The following is a 15,125-nucleotide window of genomic DNA, read 5'->3' as shown; positions in this document are numbered from 1 at the left end:
GACGGCTAAGCGCACCCGGGATTCCTGGAGAAGTTCGATGTCGCTGGATTCAGACGTGATCGTCGATCGCCGCCGCATCAGGCGCAAGCTGACGTTCTGGCGCGTCACCGCTGCGGTGTTTGCGATCGCGGCCATCGTCGGCGCCGCCGTGTTCGCCGCCGGCGGCCGCGGCGCGCTTGCAACGAAGGCGGCGATCGCCCGCGTCAATATCAACGGACTGATCCGCAGCGACCAGGAGCGGGTCGAGGCGCTGGAGCGGCTGGAGAAGTCGCAATACGCGGCGGTCATCGTGCACATCAATTCGCCCGGCGGCACCACCGCGGGCTCCGAGCAACTCTATGACTCGCTGGTCCGGCTGAAGGCGAAGAAGCCGCTCGTCGTCGTCGTCGATGGCCTTGCCGCGTCGGGCGGCTATATCACCGCAATCGCGTCCGATCACATCGTCGCCCAGCAGACCGCGCTGGTCGGCTCGATCGGCGTGCTGTTCCAGTTTCCCAACTTCACCGAGTTGATGAAGACGGTCGGCGTGAAGATGGAGGAGATCAAGTCTTCGCCGCTCAAGGCGGCGCCGAACGGCTTCGAGCCGACCAGCCCGGAAGCCCATGACGCGATCGATGCGCTGGTGAAGGATTCCTATGCCTGGTTCCGTGGATTGGTGAAGGAGCGGCGCGGAATGGATGACGCGCTGCTGCAAAAAGTCGCCGACGGGCGTGTCTTTACCGGCCGGCAGGCGGTCGATCTGAAGCTGATTGACCAGCTTGGCGACGAAAAGACCGCGATTGCCTGGCTGGTTGCCGAGAAGAAGGTCAAAAGCGACCTGCCGGTGCGCGATTACAAGCTCAATCCACGCTTTGGCGACCTGACATTCCTGCGCACCGCGGCCTCAATGACGCTCGATGCCCTGGGATTTGGCGACGTCGCGCGGCGGATCGAGCAGGGCGGGGTGGTGCAGGCGGTCGACCGGTTCGGGCTGGACGGCATGTTGGCCCTGTGGAGCCCGGGAGGAACCAATTGATCGGCGTCAGGGCGTGATTTTCGGGCACTTCCCGCTCTGCGGGAATCGCCGCAGCCCTGATTGGGCTATTTGTCACGCAATTTCGCGATGCCATAAATTGATTTAGCGTCTTGACAGTGCAACGTATTTTCACGGAAATGGACTTCCGCAAGATCCCGGATCCCACTTTCGATGATTAAATCCGAACTTGTTCAGCGTATCGCCGAGCACAACCCGCACCTTTATCAGCGGGATGTCGAGAACATTGTGAATGCGATTCTCGATGAGATCGTCGCCGCGCTGGCGCGGGGCGACCGCGTTGAGCTGCGTGGTTTCGGCGCATTCTCGGTGAAGCACCGTCCGGCGCGGGCCGGGCGCAATCCGCGCACCGGCGAGCACGTGCCGGTCGATCAGAAGAGCGTACCGTTCTTCAAGACCGGCAAGGAGATGCGCGAGCGTCTCAACCGCGATGACGCGGACGCGCCTGAGGTCGACGCGCCGAAAGCCGACGCGTAACGCACGAGCGTCAAGGCGTTGCCGTGTTGCGGGTGCGCGCCCGCGCTTTCTCCATCGCACTGAGAGAAGGTCATGCGAAAGTTCTTCACGGCACTGGTCGTCATCCCGCTGGGGCTGATCTTCATCATCTTCGCGGTCGCCAACCGTCATTGGGTAACGGTGTCGTTTGATCCGCTGAATTCCGCGACGCCGGCGATTGCGGTCACCCTGCCGCTGTTCGTGGTCATCATCGCCTCGGCGATGCTGGGCGTGATCGCGGGCGGCATCACGACCTGGTTCCGGCAGGGGCGCTGGCGCCGTGTGGCCCGGCAGCACGAGGCGGCCGTCCGGCAGGCCCAGGCCGAGATCGCCGATCTCAGGGCCGCCGCAGCGGCTTCCCGGGGCGAGGCGCAGCGGCCCCAGGCCCGGGCCCAACTCGGCTTTTACGGGTCCGCCGGGCGAGACAAGCAGGGCGCGACGTTGTAGAACCCGCCCCGTCGGGGCCGGGCGTAGCCCGGCTCCGGCTGCCCGAAAACCCGCTTCCAGAGACACCTGTTCCGAGACCATGTCCCTGCTCGTCAAAATCTGCGGCCTATCCACGCGCGAGACGCTCGACGTCGCGCTCGAGGGGGGTGCCGACATGGTCGGATTCGTGTTCTTCCCGCCGTCGCCGCGCCATATCAGCCTTGGGGTCGCGCGCGATCTCGGCAGTCGCGCCAAGGGCCGCGCGGTCAAGGTCGCACTGACCGTCGATGCCGACGACGCCACCTTCGAAAACATCATCGAGACCCTGCGGCCGGACATGTTGCAGCTGCACGGCAAGGAAACTGTCGCGCGCCTACGCGACATCAAGCAGAAATTCGGCCTGCCTCTGATGAAGGCGCTTCCGGTCGAGACCGCGTCCGACCTCGCAGGCTTGCCGGGCTATGCCAGCGTCGCCGACCGCATCCTGTTCGATGCCCGCGCCCCGAAGGATGCCACCCGTCCCGGCGGGCTGGGAGCGCCGTTCGACTGGCATGTGCTGGAGAATCTTGATCTCGATCTGCCCTACATGGTCTCGGGCGGGCTCCATGCCGACAACGTCGCCGAGGCGATCCGTGTCACCCGTGCCGGCGGCGTCGACGTGTCGTCAGGCATCGAAAGCTCGCCCGGCGTCAAGGATCCCGAGATGATCCGCGCTTTCATCCGCGCCGCGCGCGCAACCCAAGAACTGATGGCTCGATGAATCAAAACCTGCCCAACTCCTACCGCAGCGGTCCCGACGAGCGCGGGCATTTCGGCATTTTCGGCGGACGATTCGTCGCGGAAACGCTGATGCCGCTGATCCTCGACCTGGAAAAGGCCTATGTCGAGGCCAAGGCCGACCCGTCGTTCCAGGCGGAGATGAACGTCTATCTGAAGGACTATGTCGGCCGGCCCTCGCCGCTCTATTTCGCCGAGCGGCTCACCGAGCATCTCGGCGGCGCGAAGATCTACCTGAAGCGCGAAGAGCTCAACCACACCGGTTCGCACAAGGTCAACAACGTGCTCGGCCAGATCATGGTCGCGCGGCGCATGGGCAAGAAGCGCATCATCGCCGAGACCGGTGCCGGCCAGCATGGCGTCGCAACCGCAACGCTGTGCGCACGGTTCGGGCTGGAATGCGTGGTCTACATGGGCGCGGTCGACGTCGAGCGCCAGCAGCCGAACGTGATCCGCATGGAGATGCTCGGCGCCAAGGTGATTCCGGTGCAGTCGGGTGCGCGCACGCTGAAGGACGCGATGAACGACGCGCTGCGCGACTGGGTGACCAACGTGCACAACACGTTCTACTGCATCGGCACGGTCGCGGGGCCGCATCCCTATCCGATGATGGTGCGTGACTTCCAGTCGATCATCGGGCACGAGACGCGCCAGCAGATGCAGCAGGCGGAAGGCCGCCTGCCGGATTCGCTGGTCGCCTGCATCGGCGGCGGCTCGAATGCGATGGGCCTGTTCCATCCGTTCCTCGACGATCCCTCGGTCGAGATCTTTGGCGTCGAGGCCGCTGGTCACGGCTTGACCCAGCTGCATGCCGCCTCGCTCGCCGGCGGCCGCCCCGGCGTGCTGCATGGCAATCGCACCTATCTCCTGATGGACGACGACGGTCAGATCGAGGAAGCGCATTCGATTTCGGCGGGCCTGGATTATCCCGGCATCGGCCCTGAGCATGCATGGCTGCACGAGACCGGCCGCGTGACATATCTGTCGGCGACCGACGAGGAGGCGTTGGCCGCGTTCCAGCTCCTGTCGCGCCTCGAAGGCATCATCCCCGCGCTGGAATCGGCGCATGCGATCGCGAAATTGTCGGAGCTCGCGCCGCAGCGGCCGAAGGATCACCTGATGGTGGTCAACCTCTCCGGCCGCGGTGACAAGGACGTGCCGCAGGTCGGCGACATCTTGAAGGGCAGAAAGAAGTGACCACCCGTATCGACGCACGTTTCGCCGAGCTCAAGAAGCAAGGCCGCTCCGCCTTCGTCACCTTCGTGATGGCGGGCGATCCGGACGCCAGGACCTCGCTCGATATCATCAAGGCGCTGCCGAAGGCGGGCGCCGACGTGATCGAGATCGGCATGCCCTTCACCGATCCGATGGCCGATGGCCCGTCGATCCAGGCCGCGGGCCTGCGCGCTCTCAAAGGCGGCATGACGCTGCGGAAGACGCTGGAGATGGTCCGCGGCTTCCGCAAGGAAGACAACGCCACGCCGCTGGTGCTGATGGGTTACTACAACCCGATCTACATTTATGGCGTCGACAAGTTCCTGGCCGATGCAAAGGCCGCTGGCGTCGACGGGCTGATCATCGTCGACCTGCCGCCGGAAGAAGATACCGAGCTGTGCATCCCCGCGATGAAGGCCGGGTTGAATTTCATCCGCCTGGCGACGCCGACCACCGACGACAAGCGTCTGCCGGCCGTGCTCGCGAACACCTCGGGCTTCGTCTACTACGTCGCGGTCACGGGCATCACCGGCAGTGCGGCGGCCGATTCGAAAGTGGTTGGCGAGGCGGTGGCCCGAATCAAGCGGCACACCGATCTGCCGATCTGCGTCGGCTTCGGCATCCGCACCCCCGAAGCGGCGCGGGCGATCGCGGAGAACGCCAATGGCTCCGTGGTCGGCACTGCGCTGGTCGATGCCCTGAAGGGCAGCCTCGATGCCGAGGGCCGTGCGACCGCCAAGACCGTGGCCGCGGTGGCCGACCTCGCCTCCGCACTGGCCCAGGGGGTCCGCGGCGCCAGGCAGGCCGCTGAATAAGCCATAATTTGCGGCAACAAGGCCGCAGACGACGGCTTGCCGGGTTTCGGCCGGCCCGCCATATATCCACTCGATGCGGGCAAGGTCCGCATCTCGGAGCGCACCATGAACTGGCTCACCAACGTCGTCCGGCCCAAGATCCGTAATATCCTGCGCCGCGAGACACCGGAGAACCTCTGGATCAAGTGCCCGGATTCCGGGCAGCTCGTGTTCTACAAGGACGTCGAGGCCAACCAGTTCGTGATTCCGGGCTCGAACTACCACATGCGCATGGGCGCCGTGGCGCGGCTGAAGTCGATCTTCGATAACGAGACCTGGTTCGACGTCGCGCTGCCCGAGGTCACGGCCGATCCGCTCAAGTTCCGCGACGAGCGCAAATATGTCGACCGTATCAAGGACGCCCGCACCAAGACCGGTCTGAACGACGCGATCAAGGTCGGTTACGGCAAGCTCGAAGGCGCCGGCGTCGTGGTCGCGGTGCAGGATTTCGATTTCATGGGCGGCTCGCTTGGGATGGCCGCCGGCGAGGCGATCGTGCGCGGGCTCGAACTCGCGGCCGAGAAGAAGTCGCCCTTCATCGTATTCGCCGCGAGCGGCGGCGCGCGGATGCAGGAAGGCATCCTGTCGCTGATGCAGATGCCGCGTACCACGGTCGGCGTGCAGATGCTGCGCGAGGCGCGGCAGCCCTACATCGTCGTGCTTACCAATCCGACCACCGGCGGCGTCACCGCGTCCTATGCGATGCTCGGCGACGTCCAGATCGCCGAGCCCGGTGCGCTGATCGGCTTTGCCGGTGCGCGGGTGATCGAGCAGACCATCCGCGAGAAGCTGCCTGATGGTTTCCAGCGTGCCGAATATCTCAAAGAGCACGGTATGGTCGACATGGTCGTGCACCGTCACGACATGCGGGCCACCCTGGCTCGGCTGTGCCGCCTGTTCACGAAATCTCCTGCGCTGGAGACGGCGCCGCAGCCAGTGGTTGCCGTCACGACGCCGGCCCAGATCGTCACGGCCCCGGAGACGGTGCCGGCCGCGCCGCACGCGTGACCGCCGCCGCCGCCCCATCGCAGCCCTCGCTCGGGGACCTGATCGCACGGGTGTCGGCGTTGCATCCCAAGCGCATCGATCTCAGCCTCGATCGCATGCTGGCGCTGATGGCGCGGCTCGATCATCCCGAGCGCAGGCTGCCGCCGGTGATCCACGTCGCCGGCACCAACGGCAAGGGCTCGACGATCGCCTATATGCGCGCGATCCTGGAGGCCGCGGGCCTGCGCGTCCATGTCTTCACCTCGCCCTATCTGGTGCGGATCAACGAATGCTACCGGCTGGGCGCGGTCGGCGGCGGCAAGCTCGTCGGCGACGACGAATTGCGCGCGACCCTGGAGCATTGCGAGCGCCTCAACGCAGGCCAACCCGTCACCATCTTCGAGATGGAAACCGCGGTCGCGTTCTGTCTGTTCGCAAAGCATCCGGCCGACGTGACGCTGCTCGAGGTCGGCCTCGGTGGCCGGCTGGATTCGACCAATGTGGTCGAGGCTCCGCTCGCCTCGGTGATCGCGCCACTCAGCATGGATCACATGGAATTCCTCGGCGACACGCTGACGGCGATCGCCGGCGAGAAGGCCGCGATCATCAAGCGCAACGTTCCGGTGATCTCTGCCGAGCAGGCCCCCGAGGCGATGGCCGTGGTCGAGGCTCAGGCCAGCCGCATGCGCGCGCCGCTGCACGCGGCCGGCCAGCAATGGCACGTCAGCATCGAGCGCGGCCGGCTGGTCTACCAGGATGAGCGCGGCCTGATGGATCTCGCAGCGCCAAAGCTGTTCGGCCGGCACCAGTTCGACAATGCGGGGCTCGCGATCGCGGCCTTGCGGGCGATCGATGCGTTCAAGCTCGGCATGTCGGCCTTTGAGACCGGCATCGTCAATGCCGAGTGGCCGGCGCGGATGCAGCGGCTGGTATCCGGCGCGCTGGTTTGCCAGGGGCCGCAGGGCTCGGAGGTCTGGCTCGATGGCGGACACAACGCCGAAGGCGGCCGCGTTGCTGCGGCGGCGCTCGGCGACCTCGAGGAGCGCGTGTCGCGGCCGTTGGTCGTGATCGCCGGCATGATGGGCAACAAGGATGCGGGCGCCTTCCTGGCGAATTTTGCCGGGCTGACGCGCCACATCATCGCCGTCCCGGTGCCGGGCCGCGATAACGGCATGCCGCCGGAGAGGCTGGCGGATGCTGCGCGGGCGCTCGGCATGCGCGTCGAGATCGCGACCGGCGTCGATGCCGCCCTGCAACGTCTCGCCACGCTGGCCTATGAAGTGCCGCCGCGCATCCTGATCACCGGCTCGCTCTATCTCGCCGGCCCGGTGCTCGCCGCCAACGGCACGCCTCCTGCATGAGACGCCCCGCGTCGCCGACGTGCGACAAGAGCGAGGAAGAGACACCATGCGTTTTGCTGCGATCGCCGACATCCATGGCAATCACCTCGCACTCCAGGCCGTGCTGTCGGACATTCGCGCGCTGGGAATTTCCGGGATCGTCGACCTTGGCGACATGGTGAGCGGCCCGCTCAACGCACGACCGACGATCGATATCCTGATGGAGCTCGATGCGGTCCATCTGCTCGGCAACCACGACCGCTATCTGATCGACCGCCCGCACGAGAAGATGAGCTCCTGGGAGCGGCTGACCTATACGCAACTCGAGCCGCGCCATCTCGACTGGCTGCGCACATTGCCGGCAAATTGCATCTATCGCGACCAGGTCTTCCTTTGCCACGCGACACCGGATGACGACGAGACCTACTGGCTCGACACCGTGCTGCCGAGCGGCGAGGTGTTGATGTCGTCGCTGGAATCGATCGAGGCGAAGGCAGCGGGCGTGCCGCAATCACTGATACTCTGCGCTCATACGCATCTCGCCCGTGCGGTGCGGCTTCGCGACGGACGGCTGATCGTCAATCCTGGCAGCGTCGGCTCGCCCGGGTATCGCGCCGGCAAGCCGCATCCGCATGTGGTCGAGGCGGGCTCGCCCGATGCACGCTATGCGATCGTCGAACGGATCGACGGCGACTGGGAGGTGACGTTCCGTCATATCCCGTACGACCACGATGCGATGGCCGAGCTGGCCCGACGGAACGGTCAGCCCGAGCTTGCGTCAGCGTTGGCGACGGGCTGGATCCGATAATACAAAACGGCCGGCTCATCGCCGGCCGATGCGCAATCATCAAATGCGACGTGGATCAGACCGCAGCGGTGATCCACTGCTGCAGCTTCGCCTTCGGCGCGGCGCCGACCTGGCGGGAGGCCATCTCGCCGCCCTTGAAGATCATCAGGGTCGGGATCGACATCACACCATATTTCGACGCGGTCTTCGGGCTTTCGTCGACGTTGAGCTTCACGATCTTGACCTTGTCGCCCATCGCGCCGGAAATCTCGTCGAGGGCAGGCGCGATCATGCGGCACGGTCCGCACCACTCGGCCCAGAAATCGACGACCACCGGCCCGGTCGCCTTGAGCACTTCGGCTTCGAAATCGGCGTCAGAAACCTTGCCAACGGCCATGGGATTACCTCGTTCGGTTGAGACAAAAGGCGCGACCTGAAGAATCGCGCCCGGGAGCATGGGTCAAACCTATGAACGCCCCCTTGCCGGGTCAAGCTCGCTCGCCAAGACATGATCTTATGCCAGCCCAGCGTCTAGCGCGGGCGCAGAAATCTCCATCATTTCAGGGAGTTCGGTCCAAACCAGCGCGGCGCGGACGGGCAGATGGGGATAAAGCTGCGACAGCACCGCCCGGTACAGCGCAAGCTGCCGCACATAGCCTTTGGGGGCATCACCGGCGGTCTTCGGCGGGGCGTGGTTGGTCTTGAAGTCGATGATCAGCACCTCGCTTGCCGTCACCACCAGCCGATCGATCTGGCCCGACACCAGCGCTTTCGGCTGATCCGGCTGGTCCAATCGCCCGACGATCGAGACCTCGGCCCGGCTGCCGGGTGCGAACACTGCTGCGAATCGCGGATCCACGATCAGGTCAAGCACCTGACCGGCAAGCGCTGCACGCTCTTGCTCGGTCCAGCCATCGGCATTGCGGGCCAGATAGTGCAGCGCGGCCTCGCGGCGCCGCTCGGCCGCGATGTCAGGGAGCGATTGCAGCAGGCGATGCACCAGCGTGCCGCGTTGCAGGGCGCGAGCGCGCAGCAGCCCCGACTCGCCGCTCCGCACATGATGAACGTGATCATCGCCGGGATCGGATGGACGAAGCAGGCTTGCGGCGGACGCTTCTGATGCGGCCGGTAGGCGCAGCCATTGCGGCAACGCGATCGGTGCAGCCGCCGCCGAAGCGGCGGCCCCGGTGGTGCCAGCGGCATCGTCCGGCCGCGTATAGCGCATCACCTTGCCGGCCGGCGTCTCCAGCTCCTCGAGCTTGAGCCCGGAAGTGGCAAGGCCCCTCGTGATCAGGTCGTACCACGATGATTTGCGCACCGTGTTCATGTTGCCGGGCATGCACCCGGCCACGACCAATCGGTCGGCGGCGCGCGTCATTGCGACATAGAGCAGGCGGCGATATTCGTCTTCGGTGTCGCCGAGCATGTCCTTGCGTGCGGCGGCGACGACGGGCGGATCTTCCGCCTTCTTGCCGGCCCATACCACGACGCCGGGCGCGTGGGGCGCGGCATTGCCCTGCGGCAGATGGATCAGCCGCAGCCGCTGTGTATCCGAGGGCGAGGTCGTGGTGTCCACCAGGAACACGACCGACGATTCGAGGCCCTTGGCGCCGTGCACGGTCATGACCCGGACCTCGTCGCGCGAAATCTCCATGTCCCGCTTCACCTCGGTGTCGGCTGCGCGCAGCCACGCGACGAAGCCCTGCAGTGAGGCCGGGGCCTTGCGCTCATGGCTCAGCGCCAGCTCCAGGAATTCGTCGAGCGCGTCGTTGGCCTCGTGCCCGAGCCGCCGCAGGATGCGCGCGCGCCCGCCGTCGCCGCCGAGCAGCCAGGCGTAGAACGCGAACGGCGTCTCGGTGGCGAAGCGGCGCTCGCATTGCTCGAGACGCCGCAGCACTGCGGCAAATCGGTCATCGGTTGCCGCATGGGCCGCGAGCGCTCCGCGCAGCGATCCGCGGCGCTCCCACGCCAGCCTGAACAAATCGTCGTCATCGAGGCCGAACAACGGGCTTTTCAGCGCCACCGCGAGCGCAAGATCGTCCTGCGGCAGCAGCAGTGCGTCAGCGAGGCTCATCAGATCGATGATCGCGATGTGCTCGGTCAGCTTCAGTCGGTCGGCGCCGGCGACCGGAATGCCGGCATGCTTCAGCGCCTGGATCACGGCATCGAACGCATTGCCGCGCCGGCGCACCAGGATCAGCATGTCGCCGTAGCGCAGGGGACGGCGCGCGCCGTCGCTGCCGGTCATCGTACCGCTCGCGACGAGGCGCCTGATTTCGGTCTGGATGCGCCTGGCGAGCTTCACCTCCGGGCTCGTCACCGACACGCCGTCGAAAGGCGCGCGCCAGCCTTCGATGTCCTGGCGGTCGTCGGCCACGGCGAGATCCCAGAGCTCGATCAGGCTCGGGCCGGCATCGGCCATCGCATTGTGGATTGGATAACCGTTCTCGACCGCATGGATGCTGGAATAGATCTCCTGCTCGCGGAACACGTGGTCGACCGAGTGCAGGATCGCCGGCCCCGATCGGAACGAATAGGTGAACGATACCGGATCGAATTTCAGTCCGGCATCCTCGAAGCGCCGCCTCAGCTCGCGGCGACGCAGATCGAATTCGCGCGGTGCGGCGCCCTGGAACGAGAAGATCGACTGCTTCTCGTCACCGACCGCGAACACGGTGCGTACCAGACCGTCGCGCGCTCCGGCGCCGGCGGTGAATTCCGAGATGATGTGCGCGACGATGTCCCATTGCCGCGGGCTCGTATCCTGCGCCTCGTCGATCAGGACGTGATCGACGCCGCGGTCGAGCTTGTAATGCACCCAGCCTGATGAGACTCGGTCGAGCATCGCCAGTGTCTTGTCGATCAGATCGTCATAGTCGAGCAGGCCGCGCTCCAGCTTCTCGCGGCGGTAATGCGCCGCGGCGGCAGTCGCGATATGGATCAGCGCCTCGGTGCGGTCGCGCGTGACGATCGCCCGGCGGCGCTCGATCAGGGGGCCCAGCCGGTCGACTTCCGATTCGAAGCGGCGGCCTGCGATTGGATTCTTCTTGATGAAGCTGTTGGTCACGACCGAGGCGCGCGGCGCGCGGTCGTCCGTGAGGAAGACGCCGAGATATTCGTCAACCTGGGCCGCACCGCTAAAGGTCAGTGCGCTCCGCAGCCGATCGGCCTGCTTTTGATCCGCCTTGCTGCTGGTATCGAGGGTCGAGGCCATGTCCTTCCAGCTCGACCGCGCAAGGTTCGGCCCATCGACGATCTCGCGCTCGACATCCTCGATGCGGTCATCGCCGGACACGCCGAGTGCAGCCGACGTCTGCGCGACTGCCGTCGCAGCGCTGCCGGCAACATCGGTCCAGGCCATGAAATGGTCGCGGCTGAGACATGCCTCGCGCACGACCTCCTTGAAAGTGACATCGGCGGCGCTCGCCATCGCCGTCATCAGCGCGCGGCCGATCGGGCTGTCCGGATTGCGCGAGGCGTCGAGGAACACGGCGAGGTTGGCCCGTTCCATCATCTCGGTCTGGTCGCGGTCGTCGAGCACGGCGAAACGCGCCGGGACATTTGCCTCGAACGGAAATTGCTGCAGTAGCCGCGTGCACAGCGCGTGGATCGTCTGCACCTTCAGCCCGCCCGGCGTCTCCAGCGCGCAGGCGAACAGTTTTCGCGCGTCGCGGCGGAGCGAAGCGGAGGGATGCGCAATGCCGGCCTCGCGGATCGCGGCATTGAGCCCATCGTCATCGAGCGTCACCCAGTGGCCGAGCGTCGTGAATACGCGCTCGGCCATGTTGGCGGCGGCGGCCTTGGTAAAGGTGATGCAGAGGATCTTTTCCGGCGGCACGCCTGACAGCAGCAGGCGGATCACGCGCTGGACCAGAACATGCGTCTTGCCCGAGCCGGCATTGGCCGACACGAAGGTGGACGCCTTCGGATCGGACGCCCGCGCCTGGGCGTCGCGCACCGCCGGCGGAATGGGACGGGGAGCCTTCACCATTCCTCGATCCCCAGGCCGCCGGCAGCCGACCATTCCTTGATGCGCGCAAGATCGTCATAGGCGCCGTAACGGTTGGACCAAATTGAAAGATTCAGCGACGTATAAGGCTGTTCCTCACTATCGAAGGCACGGATCAGCGCTTCCAGCTTGAGCCGCGCGCCATCCGCGGCCTCGTCCGGACGCTGCGGCGTGTCATTGGGACGGATCTTCAGCTCCAGCGTGCGCTGCTCGCCGGGCGGATTGTTGCCGCTCAGCCGGACATAGACCAGTTCGCCGACCGAAGAGCCTGCGGGAATTTCGGCAAAGCCGCCCTCGCGCAGGATCGCGGCCTCGAGCGTGAGCTGCGGCGACAGGCCCATGCGCACCTGCTTTCCGGTCGGCGGCTGGCCGGTCTTGTAGTCGAGGATCGCAAAGCTGCCGTCTCGCCGCCGCTCGATGCGATCGGCGCGCGCCGAGAGAATGAAGATCCTGTCATCGTCGAGGGGAATGCCGATCTCGCCGCGAAGCTCGGCCTTTATTCGATCAATGTCGCCGCGTCGCGCCTGCTCCCATTCCGCGAACCACGTCGCGATACGCTGGAACCGCGGCCACCATAGCGCGCGCGCCTCCGGGCGCTCCATCAGCGGCGCGAAATGCTTACCTCCGATTTCGCGCAAGGTGCGCATGGTGTCCGCAGGCAGCGCATCGGCATAGGCCTGCGTGAATTCCCCGAGCGCCTCATGGATCGCCGAACCGCGATCGGCCGCCGACAGCGGCATATCGACGGGGTCGAGCGGATCGAGCTTCAGGATGTGGCGCGCGTAAATCGTGTAGGGGTCACGCAGCCAGTCCTCGATCGCGGTCACCGACATCCTAAGCGGTCGCGTCTCCCGCGGCGGTCGCGGCTCGGGCTGCGGCATCGGCTTGACTTCATCGGGCCGGTCGAGCTCTGCGGCGTATTGCACGTATGTTTCGCCGGCCGATGTCACCGCCTTCCAGCGCGCTTCGCCCGCAACCGCTTCCAGCCGGTGCAGGAAGCGCGAGGCGACCGCCGGTGCGCCGCCGACCTTGGCCGCATGGGTGAGGATTACCTCGTCATGGCCGAGCAGTTGCGCAAAGTCATGCGCGGAGAGGCCGATGCGCCGCTCGGGCAGGTCGAGGCCGAGTTCGTGCCGCATCGGCCGGCTCAGCCAGGGATCGACCCGCGGCGCCGGCGGCCACACGCCCTCGACGAGGCCGCCGAGGATGACTCGATCGGATTCAGTGAGCCGCGCCTCGAGCTGGCCAAAGATGTTGAGTTGCGTGCGGGCCGATTCCGGCCGTCGCACCATGCGGTCGGCGAACGCGGTCTGGAACACTTCGGTATAGTCGGCGAGCGGCGTCATCAGCCCGCTTGGCTGCGGCTTCGCAAGCAGATCGTCGAAAGCCGACGCCAGCGCGCCGCCCGTGCGCTCCTCGAACACGATGGCGACGCCGTGCTGGTCGGATGACAGCGCCACCAGCGCCTCGCGGTGGCGCAATGCCAGCTCGGCGAAGTCGTAAGGTTTTGACGACGCCATTCCCTCGAGCGGCGCCAGCGCAGCTTGCAGCCTGGTAACCAGGGCTTGAGCCTGGTTGAGGTCGCTGTCGCGCAACCGGGCGCGCTGCTCCTGCTTGTGCAGCGACGAGGTCTCGCCGCAGTTGAGCTTCACAAGCTCGGCGCGGAAGCGTTCGAAATCGCGGGCGAGCCCACTGGTGCCAGGCTGCGGTCGCGTGCCGCGCAGCAGCGCGATCTCCAGCACCTCGATCGCGCGTTTCAGCGCGTCCGGCGCGCCACCGAGTCGGAACAGCGGATGCTTGAGCAGCGCCAGCAATGTCGGCGGCTCAAGTCCTCGCGCCGCGGCTTCCGCGGCGAGGCGGGCGAACACGCCGGCCGGCGTCTCCATCAGCGCATCACCGCCGGAATCGTCGAATTGCAGATTCCAGCGCGCCAGCGAGGCCATCACGCGGCGCGCCAGCGCGCGGTCCGGCGTCACCAGCGCCGCCGATTTGCCGAGGTGCCGCGCTTCGCGCATCGCGACCGCGATCGCCAGCGCCTCCATCTCCGGATTGGGCGCTTCGACCACGGTCAGATTGGTCATCCCTGCGGAAATGCGCGCGATGATTTCCGGCCGCTCCAGCCGGTCATGCCACTCTGCGGTCGCGGTCGAGGGCCGCATTGTCTCCGACACCAGAACCTCGCGGCCGAGCGGCGCCGAGGCCGCAAGGTTCTCGACGTCGCGCCGCCTGATGCCGAAGCGGTCGAGCAGGGCGTGCATCGCGAATTGCGGATGGTTCGACGACGGATGTATCGAGAACCTGCCGTCATCACTGCGCTCGCCGCCGATCGTCGCCCACGAGGCCTCGTCCAGATCGGTGTCGAGCCCCGGCAGCACCACCGCGCCGTTCCGCAGCCTGGCCACCGCGTGCAGGAATTTTGCCGTCGCCGGCATCGAGCCGGTCGAACCGGCCGCGATCACCGGGCCTGCATGATGGACGGTGAGCCGTGCGGCCTCGGCCTCGATCAGGAGATCGCGGCGCGCCGCCGGCTCGATCCGGCCGATCTCGGTCAGATAATTCGGCCAGGCGTCGCGCGCGATGCGCAGGAATTCGAGCGAGTGCTGCCAGTATCTGTCGAGCTGATCCGGCACCAGCCGGTCGAGCGCGCGCCAGTCGACGCCGCGCGTCACCATGTCGTCCATCAGCCGGGCGAGATCGCCGGCGAGCTGGAGCGTCGAGGCCGGGCCGCCCACGACCAGCGGCGATGACACCGGAGTCTTTGCCCAGGCCGCGACCAGATGCGCAAGCGTCAGGCGGCGCTCCAGCTCGCCCAGTCTGGGCGGAATGTCGAGCGGCGCGATGCCGCCATATTCGTCGGAGCGGTCGGCGAAGGCGAGCTCGTCCTCATCGATGTCGCCAAGCGCGACGATGCGCGGCAGCACCGCGGCATCGGTGTCGAGCACGTCGAGGAATATCTCACGCGCCAGCCGCCCGGCGCGCCGGGTCGGCAGATAGAGCGTGGCATTGGCCAGCTTCGCCGGATCCTTGCGCGCTTCGAATCCCTCGACCAGCCTGCCATCGACCAAAGCGACGACGACGGTGCGCAAGAATGGCGCGGAGAGGGGAACACTGAAAACGCGCATGGGCTGCCTGATTCGGATCAGGCGCCAATATAGGGAGCGACGACCGTCAGGTCATGGGCGGCGGCGTGCTTTCCCCACTC

Annotated in this window: 12 protein-coding genes; 9 read left to right on the top strand and 3 right to left on the bottom strand. The window is 66.4% G+C overall.

Going from position 1 to position 15,125, the window contains the following annotated elements; genetic code table 11:
- The first annotated feature begins 37 nt into the window (after positions 1-37).
- The 9 genes from sppA to JQ586_RS02770 all read left to right on the top strand — a co-directional run bounded on the left by sppA (position 38) and on the right by JQ586_RS02770 (position 7,935).
- Positions 38-1,015, top strand: a complete 978-nt coding sequence (gene sppA, locus JQ586_RS02810) for a signal peptide peptidase SppA (RefSeq protein WP_212392935.1) — start codon at positions 38-40, stop codon at positions 1,013-1,015.
- Positions 1,016-1,186: 171 nt separating this feature from the next.
- Positions 1,187-1,510 (top strand): integration host factor subunit beta, encoded by a 324-nt coding sequence (locus tag JQ586_RS02805; RefSeq protein ID WP_212392934.1) that lies wholly within the window; start codon positions 1,187-1,189, stop codon positions 1,508-1,510.
- A gap of 72 nt (positions 1,511-1,582) precedes the next feature.
- Positions 1,583-1,975, top strand: coding sequence for a lipopolysaccharide assembly protein LapA domain-containing protein (locus JQ586_RS02800; protein WP_212392933.1), 393 nt, complete (start codon positions 1,583-1,585; stop codon positions 1,973-1,975).
- 79 nt (positions 1,976-2,054) lie between these two features.
- Positions 2,055-2,714, top strand: coding sequence for a phosphoribosylanthranilate isomerase (locus tag JQ586_RS02795; protein ID WP_212392932.1), 660 nt, complete (start codon positions 2,055-2,057; stop codon positions 2,712-2,714).
- The gene (gene trpB, locus JQ586_RS02790) at positions 2,711-3,928 is read left to right on the top strand and encodes a tryptophan synthase subunit beta (RefSeq protein WP_212392931.1); all 1,218 of its coding nucleotides are present in this window, start codon (positions 2,711-2,713) and stop codon (positions 3,926-3,928) included. The genes JQ586_RS02795 and trpB overlap by 4 nt, the downstream gene beginning before the upstream one ends.
- Entirely contained in the window at positions 3,925-4,761 is an 837-nt protein-coding gene (gene trpA, locus JQ586_RS02785; protein ID WP_212392930.1) for a tryptophan synthase subunit alpha, read from the top strand. The genes trpB and trpA overlap by 4 nt, the downstream gene beginning before the upstream one ends.
- A gap of 105 nt (positions 4,762-4,866) precedes the next feature.
- A complete protein-coding gene (gene accD / locus JQ586_RS02780; protein WP_212392929.1) occupies positions 4,867-5,808 on the top strand; it encodes an acetyl-CoA carboxylase, carboxyltransferase subunit beta in 942 nt (313 codons plus the stop codon).
- A gap of 38 nt (positions 5,809-5,846) precedes the next feature.
- Positions 5,847-7,148: a bifunctional folylpolyglutamate synthase/dihydrofolate synthase gene (locus tag JQ586_RS02775; protein ID WP_249147243.1), complete on the top strand. Its 1,302-nt coding sequence runs from the start codon at positions 5,847-5,849 to the stop codon at positions 7,146-7,148.
- Between the two features lie 46 nt (positions 7,149-7,194).
- Positions 7,195-7,935 (top strand): metallophosphoesterase, encoded by a 741-nt coding sequence (locus JQ586_RS02770; protein WP_212392927.1) that lies wholly within the window; start codon positions 7,195-7,197, stop codon positions 7,933-7,935.
- A 55-nt stretch (positions 7,936-7,990) separates the two neighbouring features.
- On the opposite strand, the gene trxA is transcribed toward JQ586_RS02770, so the two are convergent.
- The 3 genes from trxA to addB form a co-directional block, all read right to left on the bottom strand.
- Positions 7,991-8,311 carry a thioredoxin gene (gene trxA, locus JQ586_RS02765; RefSeq protein ID WP_016847387.1) on the bottom strand — a complete coding sequence of 107 codons (321 nt, stop codon included), beginning with the start codon at positions 8,309-8,311 and terminating at the stop codon, positions 7,991-7,993.
- 117 nt (positions 8,312-8,428) lie between these two features.
- Positions 8,429-11,905: a double-strand break repair helicase AddA gene (gene addA, locus JQ586_RS02760; protein WP_212392926.1), complete on the bottom strand. Its 3,477-nt coding sequence runs from the start codon at positions 11,903-11,905 to the stop codon at positions 8,429-8,431.
- Positions 11,899-15,045: a double-strand break repair protein AddB gene (gene addB / locus JQ586_RS02755; protein ID WP_212392925.1), complete on the bottom strand. Its 3,147-nt coding sequence runs from the start codon at positions 15,043-15,045 to the stop codon at positions 11,899-11,901. The genes addA and addB overlap by 7 nt, the downstream gene beginning before the upstream one ends.
- Positions 15,046-15,125 lie beyond the last annotated feature (80 nt).

Origin of the sequence: Bradyrhizobium jicamae (assembly GCF_018130215.1) — a bacterium.
GTDB lineage: Bacteria > Pseudomonadota > Alphaproteobacteria > Rhizobiales > Xanthobacteraceae > Bradyrhizobium > Bradyrhizobium jicamae_A.
Note: the sequence above shows the minus strand (reverse complement) of the source record. Positions and strands in the feature narration are given on the sequence as shown.

Excerpts from the sequence above, each read along its gene's own strand:
- sppA (WP_212392935.1), top strand. The coding sequence starts at position 38 with ATGTCGCTGGATTCAGACGTGATCGTCGATCGCCGCCGCATCAGGCGC.
- JQ586_RS02805 (WP_212392934.1), top strand. The coding sequence starts at position 1,187 with ATGATTAAATCCGAACTTGTTCAGCGTATCGCCGAGCACAACCCGCAC.
- JQ586_RS02800 (WP_212392933.1), top strand. The coding sequence starts at position 1,583 with ATGCGAAAGTTCTTCACGGCACTGGTCGTCATCCCGCTGGGGCTGATC.
- JQ586_RS02795 (WP_212392932.1), top strand. The coding sequence starts at position 2,055 with ATGTCCCTGCTCGTCAAAATCTGCGGCCTATCCACGCGCGAGACGCTC.
- trpB (WP_212392931.1), top strand. The coding sequence starts at position 2,711 with ATGAATCAAAACCTGCCCAACTCCTACCGCAGCGGTCCCGACGAGCGC.
- accD (WP_212392929.1), top strand. The coding sequence starts at position 4,867 with ATGAACTGGCTCACCAACGTCGTCCGGCCCAAGATCCGTAATATCCTG.
- JQ586_RS02770 (WP_212392927.1), top strand. The coding sequence starts at position 7,195 with ATGCGTTTTGCTGCGATCGCCGACATCCATGGCAATCACCTCGCACTC.
- trxA (WP_016847387.1), bottom strand. The coding sequence starts at position 8,311 with ATGGCCGTTGGCAAGGTTTCTGACGCCGATTTCGAAGCCGAAGTGCTC.
- addA (WP_212392926.1), bottom strand. The coding sequence starts at position 11,905 with ATGGTGAAGGCTCCCCGTCCCATTCCGCCGGCGGTGCGCGACGCCCAG.
- addB (WP_212392925.1), bottom strand. The coding sequence starts at position 15,045 with ATGCGCGTTTTCAGTGTTCCCCTCTCCGCGCCATTCTTGCGCACCGTC.